The sequence below is a fragment of the Veillonella sp. AF36-20BH genome, assembly GCF_003602765.1.
GTDB classification, from domain to species: domain Bacteria; phylum Bacillota; class Negativicutes; order Veillonellales; family Veillonellaceae; genus Veillonella; species Veillonella hominis.
Map to the genome: position 1 here is coordinate 329,621 of NZ_QTLR01000001.1, position 25,038 is coordinate 354,658.

General features: G+C 34.7%; 27 protein-coding genes. 24 read left to right on the forward strand and 3 right to left on the reverse strand.

The genetic code is table 11. From position 1 onward, the window contains the following. Positions 1 to 12: 12 nt before the first annotated feature. The 5 genes from mtaB to DW000_RS01645 all read left to right on the forward strand — a co-directional run bounded on the left by mtaB (position 13) and on the right by DW000_RS01645 (position 4,668). Positions 13 to 1,308 (forward strand): tRNA (N(6)-L-threonylcarbamoyladenosine(37)-C(2))-methylthiotransferase MtaB, encoded by a 1,296-nt coding sequence (gene mtaB / locus DW000_RS01625; protein ID WP_004695745.1) that lies wholly within the window; start codon positions 13 to 15, stop codon positions 1,306 to 1,308. A gap of 11 nt (positions 1,309 to 1,319) precedes the next feature. After that, complete coding sequence (locus tag DW000_RS01630; RefSeq protein WP_004695748.1) at positions 1,320 to 1,664, forward strand: histidine triad nucleotide-binding protein; 345 nt, start codon at positions 1,320 to 1,322, stop codon at positions 1,662 to 1,664. 157 nt (positions 1,665 to 1,821) lie between these two features. After that, positions 1,822 to 2,001 (forward strand): 30S ribosomal protein S21, encoded by a 180-nt coding sequence (rpsU, locus tag DW000_RS01635; RefSeq protein ID WP_004695751.1) that lies wholly within the window; start codon positions 1,822 to 1,824, stop codon positions 1,999 to 2,001. A gap of 82 nt (positions 2,002 to 2,083) precedes the next feature. After that, positions 2,084 to 2,527, forward strand: a complete 444-nt coding sequence (locus tag DW000_RS01640) for a GatB/YqeY domain-containing protein (RefSeq protein WP_004695753.1) — start codon at positions 2,084 to 2,086, stop codon at positions 2,525 to 2,527. A gap of 236 nt (positions 2,528 to 2,763) precedes the next feature. Continuing rightward, positions 2,764 to 4,668, forward strand: coding sequence for a glutamine synthetase (locus DW000_RS01645; protein ID WP_004695754.1), 1,905 nt, complete (start codon positions 2,764 to 2,766; stop codon positions 4,666 to 4,668). Positions 4,669 to 4,773: 105 nt separating this feature from the next. On the opposite strand, the gene DW000_RS01650 is transcribed toward DW000_RS01645, so the two are convergent. Together DW000_RS01650 and tpx are read right to left on the reverse strand one after the other, a co-directional pair. Beyond that, positions 4,774 to 5,169 (reverse strand): phosphate-starvation-inducible protein PsiE, encoded by a 396-nt coding sequence (locus DW000_RS01650; RefSeq protein ID WP_004695756.1) that lies wholly within the window; start codon positions 5,167 to 5,169, stop codon positions 4,774 to 4,776. Positions 5,170 to 5,276: 107 nt separating this feature from the next. Next, complete coding sequence (gene tpx, locus DW000_RS01655) at positions 5,277 to 5,792, reverse strand: thiol peroxidase (RefSeq protein ID WP_008600893.1); 516 nt, start codon at positions 5,790 to 5,792, stop codon at positions 5,277 to 5,279. A 407-nt stretch (positions 5,793 to 6,199) separates the two neighbouring features. Between tpx and DW000_RS01660 the strand changes: the two genes are divergently transcribed. The 11 genes from DW000_RS01660 (at position 6,200) to DW000_RS01710 (ending at position 17,094) form a co-directional block, all read left to right on the forward strand. Next, on the forward strand, positions 6,200 to 7,927 hold the full coding sequence (locus tag DW000_RS01660; protein ID WP_120054761.1) for an ABC transporter ATP-binding protein: 1,728 nt from the start codon (positions 6,200 to 6,202) through the stop codon (positions 7,925 to 7,927). Then, the gene (locus DW000_RS01665; RefSeq protein ID WP_120054762.1) at positions 7,914 to 9,659 is read left to right on the forward strand and encodes an ABC transporter ATP-binding protein; all 1,746 of its coding nucleotides are present in this window, start codon (positions 7,914 to 7,916) and stop codon (positions 9,657 to 9,659) included. Before DW000_RS01660 ends, DW000_RS01665 begins: the two co-directional genes overlap by 14 nt. Position 9,660: 1 nt before the next feature. Beyond that, positions 9,661 to 10,455, forward strand: a complete 795-nt coding sequence (locus DW000_RS01670) for an RNA methyltransferase (RefSeq protein WP_120054763.1) — start codon at positions 9,661 to 9,663, stop codon at positions 10,453 to 10,455. Positions 10,456 to 10,616: 161 nt separating this feature from the next. Then, positions 10,617 to 11,471: a ChbG/HpnK family deacetylase gene (locus DW000_RS01675; protein WP_120054764.1), complete on the forward strand. Its 855-nt coding sequence runs from the start codon at positions 10,617 to 10,619 to the stop codon at positions 11,469 to 11,471. Beyond that, positions 11,468 to 12,460, forward strand: coding sequence for a lysylphosphatidylglycerol synthase transmembrane domain-containing protein (locus DW000_RS01680; RefSeq protein ID WP_120054765.1), 993 nt, complete (start codon positions 11,468 to 11,470; stop codon positions 12,458 to 12,460). Before DW000_RS01675 ends, DW000_RS01680 begins: the two co-directional genes overlap by 4 nt. Positions 12,461 to 12,473: 13 nt before the next feature. Further along, complete coding sequence (locus DW000_RS01685) at positions 12,474 to 12,923, forward strand: ACT domain-containing protein (RefSeq protein ID WP_004695770.1); 450 nt, start codon at positions 12,474 to 12,476, stop codon at positions 12,921 to 12,923. Positions 12,924 to 12,947: 24 nt separating this feature from the next. After that, positions 12,948 to 14,237, forward strand: a complete 1,290-nt coding sequence (locus DW000_RS01690) for a homoserine dehydrogenase (protein WP_120054766.1) — start codon at positions 12,948 to 12,950, stop codon at positions 14,235 to 14,237. Positions 14,238 to 14,239: 2 nt separating this feature from the next. Beyond that, positions 14,240 to 15,154 (forward strand): homoserine kinase, encoded by a 915-nt coding sequence (gene thrB, locus DW000_RS01695; RefSeq protein ID WP_120054767.1) that lies wholly within the window; start codon positions 14,240 to 14,242, stop codon positions 15,152 to 15,154. Between the two features lie 55 nt (positions 15,155 to 15,209). Further along, positions 15,210 to 16,085 carry a zinc metalloprotease HtpX gene (htpX, locus tag DW000_RS01700; RefSeq protein ID WP_012864344.1) on the forward strand — a complete coding sequence of 292 codons (876 nt, stop codon included), beginning with the start codon at positions 15,210 to 15,212 and terminating at the stop codon, positions 16,083 to 16,085. Positions 16,086 to 16,107: 22 nt separating this feature from the next. Further along, positions 16,108 to 16,515 carry a nucleoside-diphosphate kinase gene (ndk, locus tag DW000_RS01705; protein WP_120054768.1) on the forward strand — a complete coding sequence of 136 codons (408 nt, stop codon included), beginning with the start codon at positions 16,108 to 16,110 and terminating at the stop codon, positions 16,513 to 16,515. Positions 16,516 to 16,578: 63 nt separating this feature from the next. After that, entirely contained in the window at positions 16,579 to 17,094 is a 516-nt protein-coding gene (locus tag DW000_RS01710) for a cob(I)yrinic acid a,c-diamide adenosyltransferase (RefSeq protein ID WP_012864346.1), read from the forward strand. 47 nt (positions 17,095 to 17,141) lie between these two features. Here DW000_RS01710 and DW000_RS01715 read toward each other — a convergent pair whose 3' ends face one another. After that, positions 17,142 to 17,477 (reverse strand): hypothetical protein, encoded by a 336-nt coding sequence (locus tag DW000_RS01715; RefSeq protein WP_004695781.1) that lies wholly within the window; start codon positions 17,475 to 17,477, stop codon positions 17,142 to 17,144. 63 nt (positions 17,478 to 17,540) lie between these two features. Here DW000_RS01715 and cobU point away from each other — a divergent pair, with 63 nt between their 5' ends. The 8 genes from cobU to DW000_RS01755 all read left to right on the forward strand — a co-directional run bounded on the left by cobU (position 17,541) and on the right by DW000_RS01755 (position 24,984). After that, complete coding sequence (gene cobU, locus DW000_RS01720) at positions 17,541 to 18,119, forward strand: bifunctional adenosylcobinamide kinase/adenosylcobinamide-phosphate guanylyltransferase (RefSeq protein ID WP_120054769.1); 579 nt, start codon at positions 17,541 to 17,543, stop codon at positions 18,117 to 18,119. Beyond that, complete coding sequence (locus DW000_RS01725) at positions 18,112 to 19,629, forward strand: cobyric acid synthase (RefSeq protein WP_120054770.1); 1,518 nt, start codon at positions 18,112 to 18,114, stop codon at positions 19,627 to 19,629. The genes cobU and DW000_RS01725 overlap by 8 nt, the downstream gene beginning before the upstream one ends. A gap of 12 nt (positions 19,630 to 19,641) precedes the next feature. Further along, complete coding sequence (cbiB, locus tag DW000_RS01730; RefSeq protein ID WP_120054771.1) at positions 19,642 to 20,634, forward strand: adenosylcobinamide-phosphate synthase CbiB; 993 nt, start codon at positions 19,642 to 19,644, stop codon at positions 20,632 to 20,634. Further along, a complete protein-coding gene (cobS, locus tag DW000_RS01735; protein ID WP_077708403.1) occupies positions 20,634 to 21,527 on the forward strand; it encodes an adenosylcobinamide-GDP ribazoletransferase in 894 nt (297 codons plus the stop codon). Before cbiB ends, cobS begins: the two co-directional genes overlap by 1 nt. A gap of 73 nt (positions 21,528 to 21,600) precedes the next feature. Then, entirely contained in the window at positions 21,601 to 22,485 is an 885-nt protein-coding gene (locus DW000_RS01740; protein WP_120054772.1) for a GHMP kinase, read from the forward strand. Positions 22,486 to 22,509: 24 nt separating this feature from the next. Further along, positions 22,510 to 23,640, forward strand: coding sequence for a threonine-phosphate decarboxylase (locus DW000_RS01745; RefSeq protein WP_120054773.1), 1,131 nt, complete (start codon positions 22,510 to 22,512; stop codon positions 23,638 to 23,640). A 7-nt stretch (positions 23,641 to 23,647) separates the two neighbouring features. Continuing rightward, the gene (gene cobC / locus DW000_RS01750; protein ID WP_120054774.1) at positions 23,648 to 24,286 is read left to right on the forward strand and encodes an alpha-ribazole phosphatase; all 639 of its coding nucleotides are present in this window, start codon (positions 23,648 to 23,650) and stop codon (positions 24,284 to 24,286) included. Beyond that, positions 24,286 to 24,984, forward strand: a complete 699-nt coding sequence (locus tag DW000_RS01755; protein ID WP_120054860.1) for a pseudouridine synthase — start codon at positions 24,286 to 24,288, stop codon at positions 24,982 to 24,984. Before cobC ends, DW000_RS01755 begins: the two co-directional genes overlap by 1 nt. Positions 24,985 to 25,038: the final 54 nt, after the last annotated feature.

Sequence of the window (25,038 nt, forward strand, 5' to 3'; positions counted from 1 at the left end):
TAGAGAGGTGCAATGAAAACCGTTGCTTTTACAACCTTAGGGTGTCGCGTAAACCAATATGATACAGATGCCATGAAAGGTTTATTTTTACAAAATAATTACGAAGCGGTAGACTTCGATGAAAAAGCTGATATATATGTAATTAATACCTGTTCTGTAACGAATATGGGGGAAAAGAAATCCCGTCAATTAATCCGCAAGGCAAAGCGTCAAAATGAAGATGCCTATGTTATTGTAACTGGTTGTTATGCTCAGCTTGATCCAGATGCGATTGCCGCTATAGATGGTGTTAATCTCGTTATTGGTACAAATAATCGCTCTAAAATTGTTGAATTAGTAGAGCAATTAGAATCTACAGAACGACAAATCAATGCTGTTCGGGATATCATGAAGGAATCTAACTTCGAGGAAATGCCGTTATATGGTAATGAATCTGACAAAGCTCGTGCGTTCATGAAAATTCAAGAAGGTTGTAATAACTATTGCGCCTTTTGTATCATTCCTTATACTCGAGGAAAATTAAAATCTCGTAAAGTTGATGATATTGTACAAGAGGCAAAACGTTTAGTAGATCATGGATTCCATGAAATCGTATTAACTGGTATACATTTGGGTAATTACGGTGTCGAATTACCAGGTCGTCCAACATTAGCTGATGTGGTAAAAGCTTTATTAGAGATTCCTAATTTATACCGCATTCGTTTCGGGTCCATTGAATCCGTAGAGGTTTCTGATGAGTTAGTAGAATTAATGGCTACCAATAAACGTGTTTGTCCTCATTTACATTTACCATTACAAGCTGGTTCTGATCATGTATTAAAGTTGATGAAACGCCATTATACATTACAAGAATATAAAGATTTAATTACAAGTTTACGTTCTCGTATTAAAGATTTATCAATTACAACTGATATTATTGCTGGTTTCCCTCAAGAAACTGATGAAGACTTCGAAGAAACATTGAATACAGTACGTGAAATTGGATTTACGCACATTCATGCCTTCCCATACTCCATTCGTGAGGGTACACCTGCAGCCACCATGGCGGATCAAGTACCAGAAGCTGTTAAGAAGACTCGTGTAGCACTTTTAAATGGCCTTAGCCAATCTGGTTATGAACGATACGCAAAATCTCGCATTGGTAAGCCTGGTGAGATTCTCATCGAAAAGGAAGAGAATGGATACTATATGGGCTTAACAAATGAATATATAAATGGTAAAGTTAAGTCTGATGGGACACGTAAAATTGGTGATCTCGTTGGTGGAACTGTTGTAGGTTTAGAAGATAATTATTTAATTATTGAGTAAGGAGTTAGATTATGAGTGACTGCATTTTTTGCAAAATTATCAATGGTGAAATTCCGTCTAAAAAAGTGTTAGAAAATGATAAATTCTATGCTTTTTATGATATTCAACCTGTAAAAAAAGTTCATGTATTAATCGTACCTAAAAATCACGTGTCTAATATTGCACATCTTAATGAAAAGAATGCAGATTATGTTGAAGGGTTACTGCCATTTGTTCGTGATGTAGCAAAAGAGCTTGGTATCTCTAAAGATGGATATCGTTTAATTTTTAATACTGGTGAAAAAGCAGGCCAAACTGTATTCCATATGCATGCACACCTTTTAGGTGGAGAAGAGATGGGCTGGCCAGAAGCCTAATTTTGAGTATTATGCATTCTTTTTATAATACTCATTAAAAAACCTATAAAATATACTTGAAAATATTGACAACATCTATACCTATACATATAATATTATATGTGCGTATGTAAATTATCAGCACTTCCCGAGATTATTTTTGGAGGGAGGGATATAGATGTCTGAAATCAAAGTCGGTAAAAACGAAACGCTTGAAAGTGCTCTTCGTCGATTCAAACGCTCCTGCCAAAAAGCGGGTGTTTTGTCTGAAGTAAGAAAACGCGAACACTATGAAAAACCAAGCGTAAAAAGAAAGAAAAAATCTGAAGCAGCAAGAAAACGCAAATTCAGAGCATAAGATGATTACCCTAATTCTGCCTTTTCATGGCTTTATGAAATCCAGAATTAGGGTTTCTTTATTATATACATAAGGAGGAAATATGAGTTTAAAAGATCAATTAAAGGAAGATATGAAAGCAGCTATGAAAGCTCGTGAAGAAGGTAAAACAGCTTTATCTGTAATTCGTATGGTCAATAGTGCCATAAAAAATACAGAAATCAATGACAAAATTGAGCTAGATGATGCTGGCATTCTTGGCATTTTAGCTAAAGAAATGAAAACTCGTCAAGATTCCTTAACAGAATTTGAAAAAGCGGGACGTGAGGACTTAATTAGTCATGTAAAAGAAGAAATGGCTGTATTGCAAAAATACTTACCAGAGCAATTGAAAGAAGATGAAATTCGTACAATTGTACAAGAAGCCATTGCTGCATGTGGTGATAACGTAAATATGGGCAATGTTATGAAACATGTAATGCCAAAAACAAAAGGGCGTGCAGATGGTAAGGTTGTCAATAATATTGTTAAAGAATTACTTGGATAATATATAGTGATATCAACGACCATTCTATATACAGTTATTGATTAAAGTTGATAGTATTGGATGTGTTAGATGTAACTTTAAAAGAATAATGAAATTCTATAGAAAGTTATTGACATATATTTTCAACATATGATAATATGAACTCAATAAAATAATTGGTCAACGAAGACTCCACTTTAGATATATAGATTTATATATTTATTTGTTGGAGTCTTTTTCTTTTAGGAGGAACAAATATGTCGACAACTAACGAATTATTATATTACATTCCGGCGGGTCAATATGGGAAAGAAGGCGTTCTTGCATTATTAGAACAACATCCTGAAATCAAGTTCGTATCTCTTGTAGGTATTGACTTAGCAGGTAATGATACTGATGAAAAGATTCCTATGTCAGCATTCTTCGATGACTACGAATCTTTCTTTGAAGGTCGTGCTGTTCAAACAGATGGTTCCTCTGTAGTACTTACAAATATTGCTACATTAAATAATGCTCGTGTAGATATGTGGGGCGATCCAAGTGTAAACTGGTTTGTTGATTACAACTACGAAAATATTGATCCTGTTACAGGATTACCAACTGGTACACTTCGTATTCCTGCATTCTTGATGCATAACTATCGCTATGTAGATTCTCGTTCTATTTTAAAACGCAGCTGCGACTATGTACGTGCTGAATTATTGGCTTTGATTAAAGAACATGGTTTACCTGGTATGCCGCATGTGAAAGCTGATGAAGTTGTAGATATCATTTTCACATCTGCAACAGAACTAGAATTCTGGGTAAAAACTCCATCTAGAACAGTTACCAAAAAAGAATTATCCGTATCCCAAAAATTACAAGAACAATACTGGCAACGTACTCATGGTACAGTTCGCACTGCATTAGAACAAGCTGTTGAACGTCTTGATAGATATGGTATGGTTGCTGAAATGGGTCATAAAGAAGTAGGTGGCGTTAAAGCTAAACTTGATGAAGATGGTCATGAAGCCGTTGTATTAGAACAATTAGAAATCGACTGGAAATTCTCAAATAATCCATTACAAACAGCAGATAATGAATTACAAGCTCGTATCATTGTTCGTGAAGTATTCCGTGAAAATGGTCTTGATGTAACATTTAATGCAAAACCAATAATTGGTGTAGCTGGTTCTGGTGAACATACTCATTTTGGTGTTATGGCTAAATTAAAATCTGGTAAAGTTGTTAACTTATTTAGCCCAGAAGATATGCGTAAAGAATCTGCTAGCTCTTTAGGCATTGGTGCAATTATGGGACTTTTAAAACACTATGAAGCCATTAATCCATTCATCAGCTCTACAACAGATTCTTTAAACCGTTTAAAACCTGGGTTTGAAGCGCCAGTATGTATTGTTACATCTTTAGGTACTGATCCATCTGAACCTAGCCGTAACCGTACAATCCTTTGCGGTTTAATTCGAGATATCGATAATCCTATGGCGACACGTTATGAATTGCGTTCTCCAAATCCTTACACCAATACATATACTGCTTTAGCGTTGATCTTTATTTCTGCATTTGATGGTATGAAATATGCCATTACATCTGGTAAAACACAAGCTCAATTGGAAGCAGAGCTTTCCAAAGAAGTAGGTGAAACATCTGATTATCTTGCTACAAATCGTGCATACCGTACTGAAAAAGATGTGTTTGATGATTTCACACAAGAAGAACGTAATCAAATGTTTGGTGTTGCTCCAGCTACTGTATGGGAAAACATAAAGGGTTACCAAAATAATCCTGAATTAGTAGAAACATTGGCTCAAGGCAATGCATTTGCTAAAGATTTAATGGACTCCTTTATTGCCTCCATTCTTAAACGCTGGAAACTAGTATTGGCTAACCGCTTAATCCCAAACAATTTGGATACAGTTCGTAGCATGGTTGCAATTCATACTGACAGCCGAAATAGTGTAGATGATAAACGCTTTGCAGAAGTTAATGACTTACGTTTCTACCTTGCGAAAGATAGTGATGATCGTAAATCCTTATTCACTCGTTTAATTGATGCACTTAATGATGGTGAATATGATTTAGCATCCCAATTACAAATCGAAATGAATGATAAAATGGAAGAATTAGAAGCTAAGTACGCTAACTACGCTAAAAATATCTTCTAATAAAATCAATTTATTAATAAAAATGGCCTCTACTACGGTAGAGGCCATTTTTCATTTAAATATATCTAAATAAATTAGATATATTCAAACAAAACGATTTAAATTTTATTCGTTATGTCCAATAAATTTTTCTACTAATACTAAGCTACATACAAGTACAAAAATTGCAACAGACCAAATTAAATTATCAAATGATGATTCATGATTGATAATTAGAAGTCTTACAATTGCAGTTATGCCAATGTATAAAAAGAAGTTAAGCGGAAAGTGGAAGTTATTTTTAAAATATTTAACGATGAGTGCAATAAACTCAAAGTATAGAAAGAAGGTAATTAGTTCTTCAATCAATAAAGAGTATGTACTATAACCTTGAATATTCGCCCACGTAACATAGACAAGACTAATCAATGTATTAATAAGTGCAATACAAAGTGCAATACCAACGCCTACAAGGGCTATATTTTTTATCGTTAATAATAGTTTAGAAATACGAATCCACATATATAATTCACCTACAATAAAAATCTAAATACTATACTACATAAAAAAGACCGTACACCGTACGGTCTTTTTACCTTTATATTAAGCTATTAGCAAAAATCTTAAGATTAGATATCAGCTTTAATAGCTTCTAATGCAGCATCGAAGTTAACTGCTTGAGTTACTTCTGGTACATATTCAACATAAGTTACTTTGTTATCTTTGTTGATTACTACAACGCCACGAGTTAAAAGACGAAGCTCTTCAATCAAGAAACCGTAGTTTTCACCGAAGGAAGCATCTTTGTGGTCAGACAAAGTAATAACTTTATCTACGCCCGCAGCACCACACCAACGTTTTTGAGCGAATGGTAAGTCCATAGAAATTGTCAATACGACTACATCTTCGGAAAGAGCTGTTGCATCTTGGTTGAACCAACGAGTTTGAGCATCACAAACACCTGTATCAAGGGAAGGAACAACGGAGATAACTTTTACTTTACCTTCGAAGTCTTTTAAAGTTTTAGCTTGCAAGTCATTACTCAATACAGTGAAGTCTGGAGCTTGTTGACCTACTTTAATTTCTGGGCCAACTAATGTGATAGGGCCACCTGCAAATGTTACTACGCCAGTACGTTTTTCCATGTTTTATTCCTCCTAAGAGTTTTAATTCTAATTATGTAAGATAAAATTTCTTTATATGCATAGTATAACATTTACATTACTATAAGTAAACTAAAAAATTCGATATAGTATTAATTTAGAAAAAACTTTAAGATTGATTACCATTAAAATTTAAAGAGGTCATTTAACTTATATTGTTGAAATACAACTACTGCTGTGATAAAAATATTTAATCTAACTATTATACATATAGGTGTATTAATGTATTATAAAAAATGTGTATACTATAAAGAGTAAAGTTAACATAATAAAGTTTGTTGATTTAGCTTTTACAGTATTGATTCAAATTCAATTACAATATAATAATACTAATGATTATATAGGCAATGATTTTAATTAGACTTAATAGAATATATTAGAGAGGACCTATGAAACCAATAGATTTATTTATGCAGTTTTTCCGGCGTGAAGGCTGGATCTATGCCATTGGCTTAACTATGTTGATGGCAATTGATGTGGCTTTTTTATTTGTTCCTCAATTCATTGGCAATGCTATAGATACATTGAGCAATAATAAGGAAGGTTTAGTTACTTATATTTATTATTTTATTTTATTATTTATTATTATCACTATTTTGAAAGTTATTTCACGTAGAACCCTATTAGGATCTATTCGTCGCATGGAGTATCTTTTTCGTGAGATTTTGTGTAGTAAAGCATTACAAGTAAAAACAACGTACTATGAGGCTAATGGACCTGGTAAGGTTATGGCGCTCATGACTAACGATGTAACATCGTTACGTGTTGCCCTTGGTCTAGGTGTAATGATTGTAGTGGATATTATTTTCTATTCCGTTGTGGGCTCCATAATATTAATTCAAAAGATTAATACTGTATTAGCTTTTAAAATTATGACACCTGTATTCTTAATTATTGTGACTATATTTGTACTAGGCAGAAAGCTACGTATTAAACAACGTAGTGCACAAGCTACTTATAGCGATTTAACAGAGTTTGGACAAGAGCTATTTCAAGGGATGGATGTTATTCGCGCTTTTAATCGTGAAAGCATTATATCTAACTCTTTTGAAAAAATAAATAAACTTAATTATAAGAAGAATATGGATGTTGCACTACTAGATGCAATATTAACACCGTTAACAAGAATTGCACCCTTTATCTGTATCAGTATTAGTATTTTTATTTGTGGACATTTAGCTGTAGAAGGTAAAATGACTATAGGCGAATTTGTTACAATCAATTCTTTTATAATGTTAATTGTAGGGCCTTTAATAGGCTTTGGAGGCCTTATTTCTATTGTACAAAAAGGTCTTGCTTCTTTAGATCGTATCATGGATTTCTTGCATTTGCCCACTGAAACAATAGATGATACCGATGAGGTATTGCCACTTGAGGATATTCACATCCGATACTTAGATTTTAATTATGAAAACTCTAAAGGTCATGCATTATCTCAAGTGACAACGACAATACCGAAAGGCTCTTTTATTGGTTTAGTTGGCAAACCTGGTTCTGGTAAAAGTACATTGTTTAAATTGCTTATTGGATTACAAGAATGTCCGGAACAGTCCATTTATTTTGGTAATCAAGATTTAGCTGCTGTTTCTTTATCAAAACTTAGAAACTCAATTGCTTATGTGCCAACACAATCTTACCTTTTAAGTACGACCATTGCAGATAATATTAAATTTGGTAAAAATTTACCTATGCACGAAACTGTAGAGGTTGCGGCACAAAAGGCAGACTTATATAGAGATTTAGGCGATTTGTTAAACGATGATTTACATGAGCTCGCTGAAGAAGGTCATGATTTATCAGGTGGACAAAAGCAGCGAATCAATATGGCTCGCGGCTTTTATAAAAATGCACCATATTTATTGCTAGATGATTGTTTTTCTGCTTTAGATGCAGTAACAGTTACAACTATTTTAAATACATTACATAATGTAAAAGAACAAACAATTTTATGTATTTCACAGCGATTAGAGGTTGTAGAGAAAGCAGATAAAATTCTAGTATTCGATGAGGGGCGTATCGTAGAAGAAGGTACTCATAAAGAATTATTAGCTAACAATGGTTTATACCGCACCTTATATGAAGCGCAGAAAGGAGAGGCCCATTATGAAGAAGCGTAATCTAAGAAATGACTGGGCTTTGTTCTCCTATATAACTGGCTACATTAAGCCTTATTTAGGTATTCTATTATTAGCAACGGTTGCGCTAGCAGGAAATTTAGTGCTATTACTTTTACGACCGTATATAACAAAGCAAGTCATCGATCTTGGCTTTGCCACTAATGATATCGCTGTTATTGAATACTATGCTCTAATGTATGGACTTACTATAATTGGTAGTGTTTTATTTATTTTTGTAGAGAATTATTTTTTAAAAAGTTTTGGTCAAAAAATAATTTATAATATTCGTAGTATTGTCTTTAAAAAGATTCTTAATAAACCACATGATGAATTTTATAAGTTGCCGATTGGCAATTGGGTAACTCGCATCACTAATGATGTAGAGTCATTACGTACATTATATACAGATGTAATTTTGAATTTAGCTAGTAGCGGTTTGATGATTATTGGTATATTAGGATTTATGTATGCTATTAATGTACCCCTAGCTATCATCATGACAATTTTATTACCTATAATGGGTGGAATTATTTGGGTGTTTCAAAAGTTTTCCCGCAAAGCATTTCGTCAGGTAAGACGCTCTGTAGCTGCATCTAATGCGAGTATCAAGGAACTGTTAAATTATATTGTAATCGTAAAATCCTATGGTGGCGAAAAAGCAATTGAGGAACGTTATAATACTGTTAATAAAGGTTTCTTAGAAGCAGGCCTTTTTGAAGTTACTACATTTTCTATTTTTAGACCACTCGTAGATGGTCTATTCTTTGTTGCGTTAATTGTTATTTTTATAACTACGAATTTAATAGACTCTGTAGCTGACGCTGGTACAGTATTTGCCTTTATCCAATATATGGACCGATTCTTCCAACCATTAAAGGAAATTGCAGATAAATATAACTCACTACAAAGTGCATTAGCTGGTGCTGAAAGATTAGTTCCCTTATTAGAGGAAGAAGAGCGTCAGATGGCTAATGAAGTTCCTGATGAATTTAAACATATAGAGACCATTGAATTTGAGCATGTGTGGTTTTCCTATAATAATAACGACATTTATGCGCTAGAAGACTTTACATTAAACATTAAAGCTGGAGAATTCATAGGGATTGTAGGTCCTTCTGGTAGTGGTAAATCTACACTTTTAGCATTGTTGATGGGGGTCTACAAACCAACAAGAGGGACTATCTATATCAACGGTATAAATATTACCAAATATGACAATTCTGTGCTTCGCCATTTAATGGGATATGTTTTTCAGCAAGCTTATCTATTTAAGGGTTCCATTAGAGATAACTTAACACTTTTTGATACATCAATTTCTAATGAGGAAATGATCAATGCAGCAAAACAAGTTAATTTGGATTCTATGATTGAACAACTTCCGGAAGGGTATGAGACACCGGTTGGTTATTTAGGCTCCTTATTATCTGATGGGCAAAAACAATTATTGGCTTTTGGCCGTACCTTGATTAAAAAAACACCAATTCTATTGCTAGATGAAGCAACGGCTAATATCGATAGTCATACGGAGAAGCAAATTCAAGCAAGTATTGAAAATATTCGAGGTAGTAAAACAATCGTAAGTATTGCTCATCGTCTTTCAACAGTAGAAGATGCCAATAAAATAGTGTATATGGAATATGGTAAAATAATAGAAAAAGGATCTTTTAATGAGCTTATCAACTTAAAAGGGGCCTTTTATAATCTATGGAATAATCAACACAGTGGGAGTTAGTATGGAATTTATCCAATCTAAAGATAATAAAACGATTAAGCGAATTATCTCATTAAGGCAACGTAAAAATCGCCAAAAAAATGGAGAGTACATCGTTGAAGGCATTCGCTCTATTCGAGATATTGCAGCTATGGGTGCAGTAAAAACAATCGTTATACGTGAATCTAAAGCGCAAGATAAAAATATATTAGATTTATTAGACTTAGATACTGTTCAATCTGTACCTAAATATATCGCACAAGATCCAGTGTTTGATAAAGTAGATAATACCGTAAATGGACAAGGTGTAGTTGCTATTGTATCAAAGCCTACATATGATATTGAATCAATTTCTATTGTGGATGGTTTATATATTACATTAGATGGTGTTCAAGATCCCGGCAATCTAGGTACCATTATTCGTACTGCTGTTGCAGCAGGTGTTAAAGGGATATTTTTGATGAAAGGAACTGTGGACCCTTTTAATGACAAGACAGTGCGCAGTACTATGAGCGCCTTACATAAAATACCTTTATATGAAGACATTACCTTATCTCTGTTACATGATATGGTAACCGAGTCTAATATGACTAGCTATGTAACAGCTTTAGAACATTCCAATCCTTATCATACTGTAAGTTATGCTAAGCGAACTATGCTAGTATTAGGAAACGAAGGAAATGGTGTAACACCAGAAGTTATGAATCTATGTACAAATCGTATTATGATTCCTATGTATGGTGATATGGAATCCTTAAATGTAAGCGTAGCTGCTGCATTATGTATGTATAAAGTACAAGAACAATTGATGCCTTAGTATATATATGATAAAATTTTATGACCTTATAAAAAGTCCTCTACTAGTAAACAAGTAGAGGGCTTTTGTATTGATTTTTTAGTTGTGTATTTGGTAAAATAACATATATCCTTTGTGGGAGAACAAAGTTCTCCCTTTTTTTCATGAAAAGGAAGATAACTATGTCCAAATTAATTGTAAATGCAGACGATTTTGGCCTTCATAGTGCAGTTAATGCTGGTATTATTGATGGTCACCGTAGAGGTATTATTACCAGTACCTCTTTAATGGCAGGAGGAGAAGCTTTTACAGAAGCCGTAAGTATGGCAAAACAAAACCCTAAGTTGGGCATTGGTATTCATATTACCTTGGTGGGTGGGGTCAAACCAGTATGTGATCCATCAGAAGTTTCATCACTTCTCACACCAGAAGGTGTATTTCCAGAGAACTATGTAGAATTTATTAAACGTATTTACTCTGGCAAAATCAATTATAGTGAATTACGTAAAGAGATTCATGCACAAATAGCTCAAATAATGGATACCGGCTTAAGGGTAACTCATATTGATGGACATCAACATTTGCATGTGTTACCAACGGTATTGCCAATTGTGATTGAACAGGCAAAATCCTTTGGTATACATGCTATACGTATACCCGATGAGTCTACTGGTTTTATGAATTATATGTATTCCCCAATTCGATTTCTTGGTAAAGTTGGTTTATCAACGGTTGCGGCTAATGCGCGACCAATCATACGAAATAATTGTATGACTACAACCCAATATTTTTGGGGCATGGTAAATGGAGGTCATATAAATCAGAAATCTCTAATGGGTATCCTAAAAGCGGTAAATAAACATTCTGGTACACATGAATTGATGGTTCACCCAGGTAGTAATAGTAGTATTCTTAGTAAGCTTTATAATTGGGGTTATCATTGGGAAGATGAGTTGCATGCACTCTGTTCCAGTCATACGCGATTATATATAAGTCAACATGATATAGAGCTCATTAATTATGGAGACTTGGTATGAGTAAAATGATGAAGAGAGGCATCTTTATGTTTCTCTTGTTATTGGCTGTATCAATTGGTATTATTTACTATACTATTGATTTAGATGCATTGAAAGCCATATCATCTTTTAATAGTATTTCCTTATTATTAGCTTTAGTTGCTTTAGTAGCAGGTATGTATTTTGATGGATTACGACTTCAAAGGCTCGTAAAAATTGGTGGTTACAAGTTATCGATACGAGCAGTGCTACGAGTTATTTTTAGTAATTATTTTATGGCTATGTTGACACCTGGAGCTAGCGGTGGTGCTGTCGCGCAAGTACTGGTGTTGAGAAGTTATGGCGTACCTATATCTAAAGGTACACCGATTGTATTAATACGTACCGTATTTTCCATTATGTTTTTGGTCATTATGCTGCCATTAGTATTCTTACGAGATGCTATTGAAATTCCATATATCTCTCGTGATATGCTTTTGATTTTTGCCGTGCTTGCTGTTATAGCAACCTTAGTGGGAACTTATATATTACAGACTAAGTATATGCGTCAATTTGTCTATAATCTAGCACAACGATTTAAAGCACATAACACTAAAGATTGGCTTTCTAAATTAGAAACACTAAATCAAGGTCTTGGTTTACTTTATAAACAACCTGTCCAATCTTTAATAGTTTTTATTGAATCTGGTTTGAGTTTATTATGCTTATATTGTATTGCACCCGCCTTAATGTATGCTTTCACACCAGATATTCCTATTATCGATATTTTAGATCGCATGATTTTATTAAATCTTATTTTGTATTTTGCACCAACCCCAGGGGGAACAGGCATTGCAGAAGGTCTATTTGTAGTATTATTTAGTGCCTTTGTACCTAATGGAACAGTGGGCATCATCGCTGTAGGATGGCGTGTTGTGGCTGAGTATATGCCATTCTTTATCGGTATGTATGCAGTATTAACATTATATGGACGACAATTCGTTGCCCAAGAAACTTCAAGAGAACAATAAGGGAGTGTGCTCTATGTCTAAACCAAAAAAAGATAAATTTTATCTGGTTCAAGAAGATATTTTACCAGAGGCTATAAAAAAGACGATAAAAGTAAAAGAAATTCTAAAACTAGGTGAGGTTAAAACAATTAACGAAGCAGTTGAAAAAATGGATTTAAGTCGATCTGCGTATTATAAATACAAGGATTATGTTTTTCCATTTTTTGAAATTGCTCAAGGAAAAATTGTTAGTATTTATGTTTCTATGTCAAATGAATCTGGTATGTTATCAAGCGTTTTGAAAGCCATTGCTGAACGTAACGGTAGTATTTTAACGATTAATCAAGATATTCCATTACAAGGCATTGCGAATAGTAGCATTTCTTTTGAAACCAAGGATTTACAAGGCTCATTAGAAGATTTATTGCTAGATATTCGCTCTATGAAGGGTATTATAAAGGTAGAGATTTTAGGCCAAGCATAGGCTAATTAAGAGAGTAGGACGATTATGACCACTATAAAAATTGCTTTATTAGGTTTTGGTACTGTTGCACAAGGTACTTTTAACTTATTGCAAGACAATGCTGAATTAATTAAAAATCGTACAGGTGTCAATGTTGAAATTTCTAAAATTTACGTACGAAATCCAGAAAAATATAGTCATATTATATTACCAGAAACAGCTAAATATGTAACTGATATTGATGAAGTATTAAAAGATGACTCCATTCAAATGGTAGTGGAATTAATGGGTGGTACAAACTTTGCAAAAGATTGTGTAGAAGGGGCTTTAAAAGCTAAGAAGAATGTGGTAACTGCAAATAAAGACTTATTAGCAGAAGCTGGTCCATACTTATTAGACTTAGCGAGTAAAAATGGGGTAGACTTACGTTTTGAAGCATCTGTTTTAGGTGGTATTCCTATAATCCGCACATTATATGAATCGTTAGCCGGTAATCGTATTACTGAAATCATTGGCATTATGAACGGTACTACAAACTTTATTTTGACTAAAATGTCTGAAGAAGGTTTAAGCTATCAAGATGTATTGAAAGAAGCACAAGAGTTAGGATATGCAGAGGCAGATCCTACAGCTGATGTTGAAGGCCTTGATGCAGCTCGTAAATTGGCAATACTTGCATCCATTAGTTTTAACCGTCGTATTTTCTTTGAAGATGTAACTGTAGAAGGTATTACTTGTATTGATACTGAAGATATAAAATTTGGGAAAGAGTTTGGTTACAATATTAAATTATTAGGTATTGCTAAAGAAACTGCTCAAGGATTATCTCTAAATGTATACCCTGCATTTATTCCTACTACACATCCATTGGCATCTGTTCGCGGATCCTATAATGCAATTTATGTTAAGGGTAATGGTATCGATGATGTCATGCTATATGGTCGTGGTGCAGGTAGCTTACCGACAGGTAGTTCTGTAGTATCTGACATAATGGAAGTGGCAAAGAATGTCTCTTATAATGAAACAGGGCGTTTGAAACCGTTCTATTATGATCAAAAAGATATTTATTCTCCAGGTAAAATCCAATCTAGCTACTACTTGCGTTTAGCAGTGGATAATAAAACAGGTGTTCTAGCAAAAATCTCTGCAAAATTAGCAGAACAAAAAATTTCTGTTTTATCCATCGTTCAACGAAATATGGATCCAGAAACTGCAGTTCTTGCCATTGTTACATCTAAATGCCCAAGATCTTATATTTTAAATCTTATAGACTCTTTTAATAGCTTGCGCTCCGTTAAGGCTGTTAATAGTGTCATTCGTATTATGGAAGCTTAATTATGAATACTGTTCGTGTACAAGTACCTGCCACTAGTGCAAACTGTGGCCCAGGTTTTGATTGCTTAGGATTAGCACTAAATCTTTATAATATATTCAGCTTTACACCAGATGAAAATGCTACAGAATATATATATACTTTTGAAGGTTTTGGTGCAGATATTCTACGCGCTGAAGATCCTAAAAAGAATCTAATTGGTTTCGCTATGGATCAAGTTTTTGCTACTGCTCAAGAACCAATTCGATATGGTCATATAACTTCTGAAACCTTGATTCCTCCATCTCGTGGACTAGGTAGTAGTAGTACGGCTATAGTAGGGGGACTTTTACTGGCGAACGCATTGGTAAAGCATCCACTTTCAAAAGAAGAGTTACTAGTTATAGCAAATCGTATGGAAGGTCATCCAGATAATGTGGCGCCAGCTATTTACGGAAATTTATGTTGTGCTACAGGTTTAAAAAATAAGGTACTAAACACGGTCATTTCTATTCCTCCGGAGCTACATTTTGCTGTTGTAGTACCAGAAGTCATGGTATCTACTGAATATGCTCGTTCTGTGCTACCAAATCATATTCCATTTAAAGAAGCTGTACAAAATGTAAGTCATGCTTCATTATTTGTAACAAGCTTAATTACGCATCAATTAAGTAATTTATCTGTTGCCTTAGATGACAACTTGCATGTACCTTATCGTAAGACATTGATTCCTCATTGTGATGAAGTTTTTGAAGCCGCAAAAGTTGCTGGAGCTTACGGTGCTACTATCAGTGGATCGGGTTCTACTCTGATTGCATATGTTGATAAAACTCATGTACAAGAGGTAGCAAAGGCTATGGGGGCCGTATTCACAGCAAATGAGATTGAAAATAAAATATATTGCTTAGAAGCTGATACAACTGGAGCGTTAATTATATAGTTTATGGTATAATTATAGTGTTAGGCATAGTCCATAACAATAATTGGAGGAAACTATGAACAATATAAAAACAACACTTTTATTAGCGACGCTAACGGCCATTTTAGTGGTTATTGGTGATATGATTGGCGGCAGAAGCGGTATGATTATGATGTTTGTCATATCCATGGGTATGAATTTTATGTCCTATTGGTACAGCGATAAAATCGTTTTAGCCCAATACAATGCTCAACCTGTTACTGCACAGTCTAATCCAAAACTATATGCAATGGTAGAGCAATTGGCTAAAAATGGTAATTTACCAATGCCAAAGGTTTATATCATTCCCAGTGAGGTACCGAATGCATTTGCAACAGGTAGAAATCCTAGTCATGCAGCAGTTGCTGTTACAGAAGGTATCCAACGTCTATTAACTGATGAAGAATTAGAAGGTGTGCTTGCACACGAATTAACGCATGTTAAGAATCGAGATACATTGATTAGTACAATTGCAGCTATGATGGCTGGTGCTATTTCTATGATAGCCAATATACTTCAATTTACTGCCATATTTGGGCGTTCCGATGATCGAGAAGGTACTAACCCTTTGGCGCTTCTTGGTACAATCATTATTGCACCTATCGCAGCTGGTCTTATTCAGATGAGTATTTCCCGTACTCGTGAGTTTTTAGCTGATGAGGGAGGCGGAGATATGTGTCGCAATCCATTAGCACTGGCTTCTGCACTTGCAAAAATTGACTACTACTCTAAACATGGTGCATTGCCTAATGCAAGTAATGCTACAGCCCATATGTTTATTATTAACCCTATGATGGGAATTGGTGAAAGCTTGAGCAATCTTTTTAGTACACATCCTCGCACGGAAGAACGTATTCAAAAGTTAAAGAAACAAGCTATGAATCCAAAGTATAAAGAAAAGGCAATATTATAATTAGTATCTACTGGAGGGTATTATGCAAGAAACATTAGTTTTAATTAAACCAGATGCAGTTAAACGTCAATTAAGTGGTGAAATTCTTAGCCGTTATGAACGTAAAGGCCTTGTTATTAAAGCATTAAAACTCTTACAAGTACCTCGTGAATTAGCGGAAGAACATTATACAGAACATAAGGAAAAACCATTCTTTGGTGAATTAGTTGATTTTATTACATCAGGACCAGTTCTTGCTTTTGTGTTAGCTGGTGAGAACGCAATTGTATCCGTACGTGCTTTAAACGGAGCAACAAATCCTGTAGATGCTGCCCCTGGTAGTATTCGTGGTGACTATGCCCTAACAATGGATGCTAACGTAGTACATGCTTCTGATTCTCCAGAAGCCGCTGCTCGTGAAATTCATCTTTGGTTCCCTGAATACAAATAATCTCAAGGTTGGGATTCTTTAGCTTTTATTTCTACATCCATGTTATCTATAGGAGGTAATCATATGGCAAGTAGCGTTTATACAAAAACAGGTGATGCTGGTACAACTGGTTTATACACGGGCGAACGTGTACAGAAATCATCTTTACGCGTAGAAGCTTATGGTACAATCGATGAATTACAAGCTTTTTTAGGATTGGCTCGCGCTTATGCTGAAAATCCACGTGTTTCTGCTGAATTATACGATATTGAGCGCAACTTATGGACATTAATGGCCGATATTGCAAGTTTAAATGCCGCTCCGGTAATTACTGAGCAATATGTAAAGCATTTAGAAAAAGTTATAGATCGCTTTGATGCAAAATTAGAACCTTTATCTAGTTTTGTTATTCCAGGTGAAAAACAATCTTCTGCTTACTTACATGTAGCTAGAACGATTACTCGACGTGCGGAACGCGCTTTATGGCGGGTATTAGACGCTGGTGAAAGTGTTCACGAATCTAATTTAAAATACTTAAATCGTCTATCCGACCTTTGCTTTATCTTGTGTCGTGTAGAGGAAGAACTTGGAGCAGAATAAACAAAAAAAGCTATGTATTTTACATAGCTTTTTGCTCGTTATAGACCTTATTGTGAAATTGTTTGGTTTAAAACATCTTGAGGACTAGGATAGTAGAAAAAGATATGAGGAATTTCATAACGGAATTTTTCTCTTAATAGATTGGCTAATGTTGTTTCAAAGTTTATAATTTTATCAGCGCCGAAATCAAAGTCTTCAACTAATACTAAGAGTTGTGCTTCAACTTGAGGTGCATTTTCTGGTAAGGCTTCTGGTGGTAGCGGAACATTCACTACTACTCGTGCAGTACCAATATATTTACCTTGCCCGTCATCGATGGCAACACGATATGTGTTATCCCATAAAGTAGCCATCATTTTTAGTTTCATATTCATAATTTCCATAGTATCGCTCCTTTGTTATACTTATAATGATACTGAAATTATAAATTCTTGTATAGGTGCATTATGAAATCACAAATTATATTGTGTTCCGGTGGGGCACGTAGTGGAAAAAGTGAATTTGCTGAACGTTTAGCATTGGCTACAAAAGGTTTAAAAGCTTATGTAGCTACGGGCCAAGCTTTTGATGAGGAAATGGTGGATCGCATCAAAAAACATCAAGAGCGACGAGGAAAAATATGGAATAATTTTGAAGTACCTTTACATTTAGCTGATGAATGGGAAAATATCAGTAAATCAGCAGATGTAATTCTTATAGATTGTTTAACCATGTTCACTACCAATCACATGATGGCTTATGGCTCCATTCGTGGTCAAGAAGATGCTAATAGTTTAGAACAGACAATACTTTCAGAATTAGACACTTTATTAGACTCGATACAATCATGTGAAGGTAAAACAGTTATATTTGTGACCAATGAAATTGGGTTAGGTATTGTGCCGGATAATAAACTGGCTAGATATTTTAGAGATATTGCTGGTCGTGTGAATCGAGCAGTAGCTTCTGTTGCAGATAAACTCTATTTAACAATTAGTGGTGTTACCATTGAATTGAAATCACAGGAGGTTCATATAAATGGCTAAGAAAATAATGTTTCAAGGAACGAGTTCTAATGTAGGTAAAAGTATTCTTTGTACTGCATTATGCCGTATTTTTTATAGAAAAGGTTTTAAGACCGTTCCTTTTAAAGCACAAAATATGGCTCTCAATTCTTATGTGACAAAATGGGGCGATGAAATTGGTCGTGCTCAAGTCGCTCAAGCCGAAGCCGCTGGTATTGATCCAATAGTTCAAATGAATCCTGTTTTATTAAAACCTACAGGCAATCAATCGTCTCAAGTTGTATTGATGGGAAAACCTGTTGGTGTATATAGTGCTAAAGAATATCATACTAAATATTCTCTAACCGCTTTAGATAAGGTTAAAGAATCTATCGATTTCTTAGATTCAAATTTTGATATGATGGTTATCGAAGGTGCTGGTAGCCCTGCAGAAGTTAACTTAAAAGCAAATGACATTGTAAATATGCGTATTGCCAAGATGACTCAAGCTCCAGTTTTTCTCATTGCAGATATTGACCGAGGTGGTGCTATTGCGTCTATTGTTGGTACCTTAGAACTATTAGAACCAGAAGAACGCGATCTTATCAAAGGTATCGTTATCAATAAATTCCGTGGTGATATCAAACTATTAGAACCAGCTCTTACATTTATTGAAGAAAAAACAGGTAAAAAAGTGGTAGGAGTTATTCCTGCCATTGAAAACCTCGATATTGATGAAGAAGATTCTGTTGCATTAGAGAACAAACGCAATAGTGGGTCTAAAGATATTCAGGTCGTAGTTATGCAAACACCTAAAATCTCTAATTTTACAGACTTTGATGCACTTAATTATGAGCCAGATGTATCTGTCCGTTTTGTAGGCCCTGGAGATGTTATCGGTACACCAGATTTAATTATATTACCTGGTTCTAAAAATACATTGGCTGACTTAACATATTTACGCGATACAGGCTTTGCTGATGAAATCAAAAAATTGGCTGCTCAAGGTACACCTGTTATCGGTGTTTGTGGCGGTAACCAAATGTTAGGTAAAACTATTTATGATCCGCATCATATGGAAGGTGATATCGAGGAAATTGAAGGACTTGGCCTTGTTGAATCCTCCACGACTATGAAGGCTCAAAAAACTACCCATCAAGTACAATTCAATGTATCTAATTTACAGTTCTTAAATGGTACTTTCAGGGGTGAAAAATTAGTAGGCTATGAAATTCATATGGGGGATACTACACCACTAGCAGATACAGTGTCTCGTTGCTTTACAATTACAAGTCGCAGTGAAGAGGCCGTCAATGTTATTGATGGTTTTATTGATGGCAATCATCAGGTAATGGGTACATATATTCACGGTGTATTTGATAATGACGAGTTTAGACGTTTTATTATCAATCAATTACGTGAACGCAAGGGATTACAACCATTAGATGTAGTATTCCATTATTTTGAACATAAAAATGCGGCATATAATCGCTTAGCTGATATTGTGGAGGAACATTTAGATATGGACTATATTATGTCTACTTTGGGATAGTAGAGGAGATATATGGAACATTTAACATTTTTTCACTGGTTTTCGAAGTATAACTTTGTGTGTATACCAGTTTTAGCATTTTTATTGGATTTAATTATTGGAGATCCTAATAGTAAATATCATCCAGTGGCCATTATTGGACGTATAATATCTTTTTTTGAAGCCGTTCTTTATAAGGACACTGATAATGATACGAAGAAATTGTGGTACGGTGGTATTGCAGTAGGTTTAATTCTTATATCGGTATATATCATAGTATCTTTATTGTTATGGCTAGGTGGAGTAGTAGACAAATGGGTATACTATGCTTTCGAAGTAGTGATCCTCTACATCGCCATTTCTCCACGTTCATTGGCTGGCGCAGGTTTTACGATTAGTCAGTTAATAAAACAAGGTAATATCGTAGAAGCTCGTAAACGTTTATCTTGGATTGTGGGACGTGATACTGAAGACCTAGATGAAAGTGAAATCACTCGTGCTACAGTAGAAACGATTGCGGAAAATACGGTAGATGGTATCATTGCACCTTTTTTCTTTTTTATTATCGGTGGCCCTATGGGGGCTATTCTTTATAGAACTGCTAATACTATGGATTCTATGTTAGGCTATAAGAATCAAAAGTACTTGTACTTTGGTCGCGTAGCTGCACGCTTTGATGACATATTAAATTGGATTCCTGCCCGAATTACCTTTGTATTAATTGTAATTTCTGCATTCTTTTTACGCTTTGATGCAAAAAAGGCGATCCAAATTGGTTTGCGCGATGCTAAGAAACATCCAAGCCCTAATGGTGGTTACGCAGAAGCACCAGTTGCAGGAGCTTTACATATTCGCTTAGGTGGTTACAATCAATATTTCAAAAAAATGACTTTTCGCGAATATATGGGTGACCCTATTGAAAAGTTGAATCGCAACCATATTACACGAACTATTTATATGATGTATGTTACGACTATACTAATGGTCATCATTAGTACAGTCATTACCTATGGGATGAATGTATAATGACACCTTTTTTTATAGCACTACAATTTTTAACGCGTTTAAAACTTGTAAATCAAACTGAATGGTCTGTAGAGGACTTTGGTAAATCGGTAGTAGCCTTTCCTTATGTGGGCCTTATTATTGGTCTCATACTAGCTATATTATATGGCGTATTGTCGCCATTTATTCCGATTATGCCATTGATGTTAATTATCGTTGTGGCTGAGTTTTTAATAACTGGTGGCCTTCATGCTGATGGTTTGATGGATACAAGCGATGGTTTGTTTTCCGGCCGTGAAAGAGAACGTAAACTAGAAATCATGAAAGATAGTCGTATAGGCTCCTTTGGAGTTGTTGCTTTTGTATTTGTTACACTTTTGAAATGGCAATTATTAGCTTCGATTCCATCGGCTGAATTTATTCCTATGGCACTCATTATGATGCCTTTAATGAGCCGCTGGTCTATGGTTTTTAGTATTCGATCCTATCCATATGCTAGAGAACAGGGGATGGGGGCAGCATTTGCTAATTTAGCACCTAAATATGTTATTACTTATAACACCATATCTACGTTCTTTATGCCTATTCTATTACTATTAATCGGTTTAGTATTATATACACTTTTATATGGTGCTTATGCAATTTTTTCAGCACCTGATGTAGGGTATTTGGTAGGACTAGGTGTGTTAGTATATGCTACTATAGGTATTTTCCAAATCAATATTGTTAGCATGATTATTACGTATATTATTAACCGATTATTAAACCGCTATATTGTAAAAGCGTTAGGTGGCACTACTGGTGATACATATGGATTTGTTGTGGAAGTAACTGAAGTATTATTGATATTGGTATATAGCATAATTTTATCTATACTATCAGCTACGGTAGTTAATAATCCAACTATGTTCTAACTCTAAATTTTTGATTTTCAAAGTTTTAATATCTTTAGAACGTATACTTTATTTGATGTGAAAGGAGTTTAATGTGACCTATTATGTAAGAGCCCCAGGTACATGTGGGGAATTTCTACAAGGTTCTATTGATGGTCAGTCATTTTTAGTGACATGTCCAATTAATCGATACTCCTACGCATTGAGTAATGTAATACAACCTTTTTCTAAAGAATTTTGTGCACTTCAACCAAAATCTGCACAAGCTCGTAAATTAGTACAAGAATTGGTCCAACAAAAAAATAAAAATCAAATTTGCCCGCCTGTGTATGTAAGATCCGATATTCTGCAAGGAAAAGGCATGGCTTCAAGTTCGGCAGATATTTCTGTAACAGCTATGGCTACAGCTTTGGCCATGGACTATGATTTATCATTAAAAGAACTTGAGCAAATTTGTCTATCTGTAGAGCCTACAGATGCCTCTTTTTATCAAGGTGTAACTCAGTTTGATTATATTAAAGGGACTATCTCTAAGCCATTAGGTATGTGCCCACCTTTAAAAATCCTCGTTTTTGACGAAGGCGGTAGCATTGATACAGTTAGCTTTAATAAACAAGCAGATTTACAAAATAAAATTTTAGAAAAAGAATCTATTATACAAGAATCCTTTGATTTCTTTAAACAGGGTCTTATAACGCATGATATAAAGCTCATTGGCCAAGCTGCTACATTAAGTGCTTTTGGCAATCAGCGTATTTTATATAAACCTAATTTATATGACTTTCACGATGTAGGTAATTCTTATAATAGTGTGGGAACAATCATCGCTCATAGCGGAACCATTATGGGACTATTATTCCCCGTTGATTATGGTCGTATTGATGATTGTAAGAATGAGATTTTACGTAAGTTGCCACAATTAACCTATGTAGATACGGTTGAAACTACGAATGAAGGATTAACTTATATCAAACGATAAAGTATTTCATAGAAAGAGAATAGTATGTCTAAAATACATGGGGGCAATATCTTTCAGTTTGCCCATGAACAACGAATTGAACCATACGATGTTATTGACTTTAGTGCTAATATTAATTCACTAGGCCCTAGCCAACGTGGCTTATCTGCATTAGAATCTCAATTGCGATATATATCACATTATCCGGATGCTACAAATGATGATATATTAAATGCCATTGCTGATATCTATGGTATGAATAAAAATCAAATTGTAGTTGGCAATGGAGCAGCAGAGCTATTATATGCAATTTGTCGGTTACCTGGCTATACGGGCGCTTTTGTTCCCGCACCAGGTTTTTCTGAATATAAAGCAGCTTTAGAAGCAAGTAGAATTCCAGTACGCGATATTTATTATCGACCACGGGAAGATGAACATGGAAAACCTTATTTTGAGGTTCCTTATTTAGCATTAGAAACTTTTGCAGCTGAGTTAAAGGGGCAAGATGGTCATATTATTGTATTTCTAGGTAATCCCAATAATCCAGATGGTACGTTACTTGATAAAAACCATATTCGTACTATTGCAAGCATGCTGAAAGATGCTAATAGTTTACTTGTTATAGATGAGTCCTTTATCGATTTTGTTGGTAACGACACATTACAAGATAATGAATACTCCATGCGCTCCCTAGTTAACGAGTTTGATAATATTATCGTGGTTCATTCTTTTACAAAATTCTATGCCGTGCCAGGGCTACGAATTGGTGCTGCTTTCAGCAATCCTCTTATCATTGAGCAACTAAATAGTTTTATTCCCACTTGGTCTGTTAACACATTAGCTCAATCCTATACAGAGGCGGCTTTGAATGATGTAGAGTATGTGAAACGAACAAAACAAGTATTACATGAAGAGCAACTTTTTATGCATAACTCATTAGATACTATAGATGGTATTACTGTATATCCGCCTTCAGCTAATTTTATGTTGTTCCACATTGAGCAAGAAGGAATAACGGCAGAGTCGATTAATGAAGCTCTTAAAAAAGATAATATGATTGTTCGCAACTGTGATTCTTATATGGGATTAAATAATCAATGGGTTCGCGTTGCAATTAAAGATCATGATACTAATGTTAAGTTAGTAGAAAAATTAACAGATATTTTGAAAGTATAGGAAGACTATGAAGACATTGTATATTGTGCGCCATGGTGAAACTGATTGGAACAAAATGGGAAAATACCAAGGCATCACAGATGTTCCACTTAATGAAAATGGTTTAAATCAAGCAAAGGCATGTGGTCAGGCTCTTAAAGATGTTAAATTTGATCGCATATTATCTAGTGATTTGAGTCGTGCTTTAGTTACAGCTGAAGTCATTCGCGGGGAACGTACTACTCCTATAACAGTAGATAAACGCTTACGAGAACTTAATTTTGGCGATTGGGAAGCTATGCTATTTTCAGATATCGAAGATCGTTGGCCTGGTTTGATAGATGAAATGTATTTGCGACCACATCTAGTTAAGGTTCCTAATGGTGAAAGCTTTAAGAATTTACAAGACCGTGCATGGGAAGGTCTAGAGGAATTTATCAATGTTAATAATGAGGAGGAAACACTTCTCATTGCTTGTCATGGTGGAACTATACGAACATTATTGTGTAAATTATTAGATATTTCCATTAGTCATTGTTGGAATTTTAGTCAAGGTAATACAGCAATTAATCGTATATTCTATAATGGCATGGGAGAGTTTGATCATAATATTTTAAACTTGCTCAATGATACAGCACACGTAGATATATTACAAGGTCATGCATGATGCGACTAGATAAATTATTAGCCAATAAAGCTTATGGTAGTCGAAAAGAAGTCCATCAAATCATAAAGGATAGAAGGGTTACCATCAATGGTAGTATAACAACGAAAAAAGATACTCACATTGATATTAATGTTGATATAGTTGCTGTTGATGGTAAGGTTGTTAGTACTACTCAACTATATTATGTAAAATTTCATAAGCCAAAGGGCTATGTTACAGCGGTAGAAGATTCTAATCACCCTGTTGTTATGGATTTACTCCCTCCAGAATTCATAAAAATGGGAGTTGTTCCAGTAGGCAGATTAGACAAGGATACAGAAGGACTTTTATTATTAACTAATGATGGTGTGTGGGGACATTCTATCATCAATGGTAATAAACATGTGCCTAAGATTTATTACGTAGAATTTGAAGGAACGCTATCTGATGAAGGTATACAACGTATTAAAAAGGGAATTCTTCTTGGAGATGGTACGCAATGTAAACCGGCAGAAATCGAATCTGTATCGTTACACTCAGCACATATAACGATTGAAGAAGGCAAATATCATCAAGTTAAGCGCATGATTGGTGCTGCAGGTGGTACTGTAACATATTTGAAACGTCTTACGATTGGTCATATTGATTTAAGTGGCATTGAGGAAGTTGGTTCTGCAATGGAATTGACCGTTGAACAGATAGAGGGCTTTAAAAAATAGCATAAAATTCTATTCAATATAGGCATTTTATGGTAAGATTAATTGTACTTTATA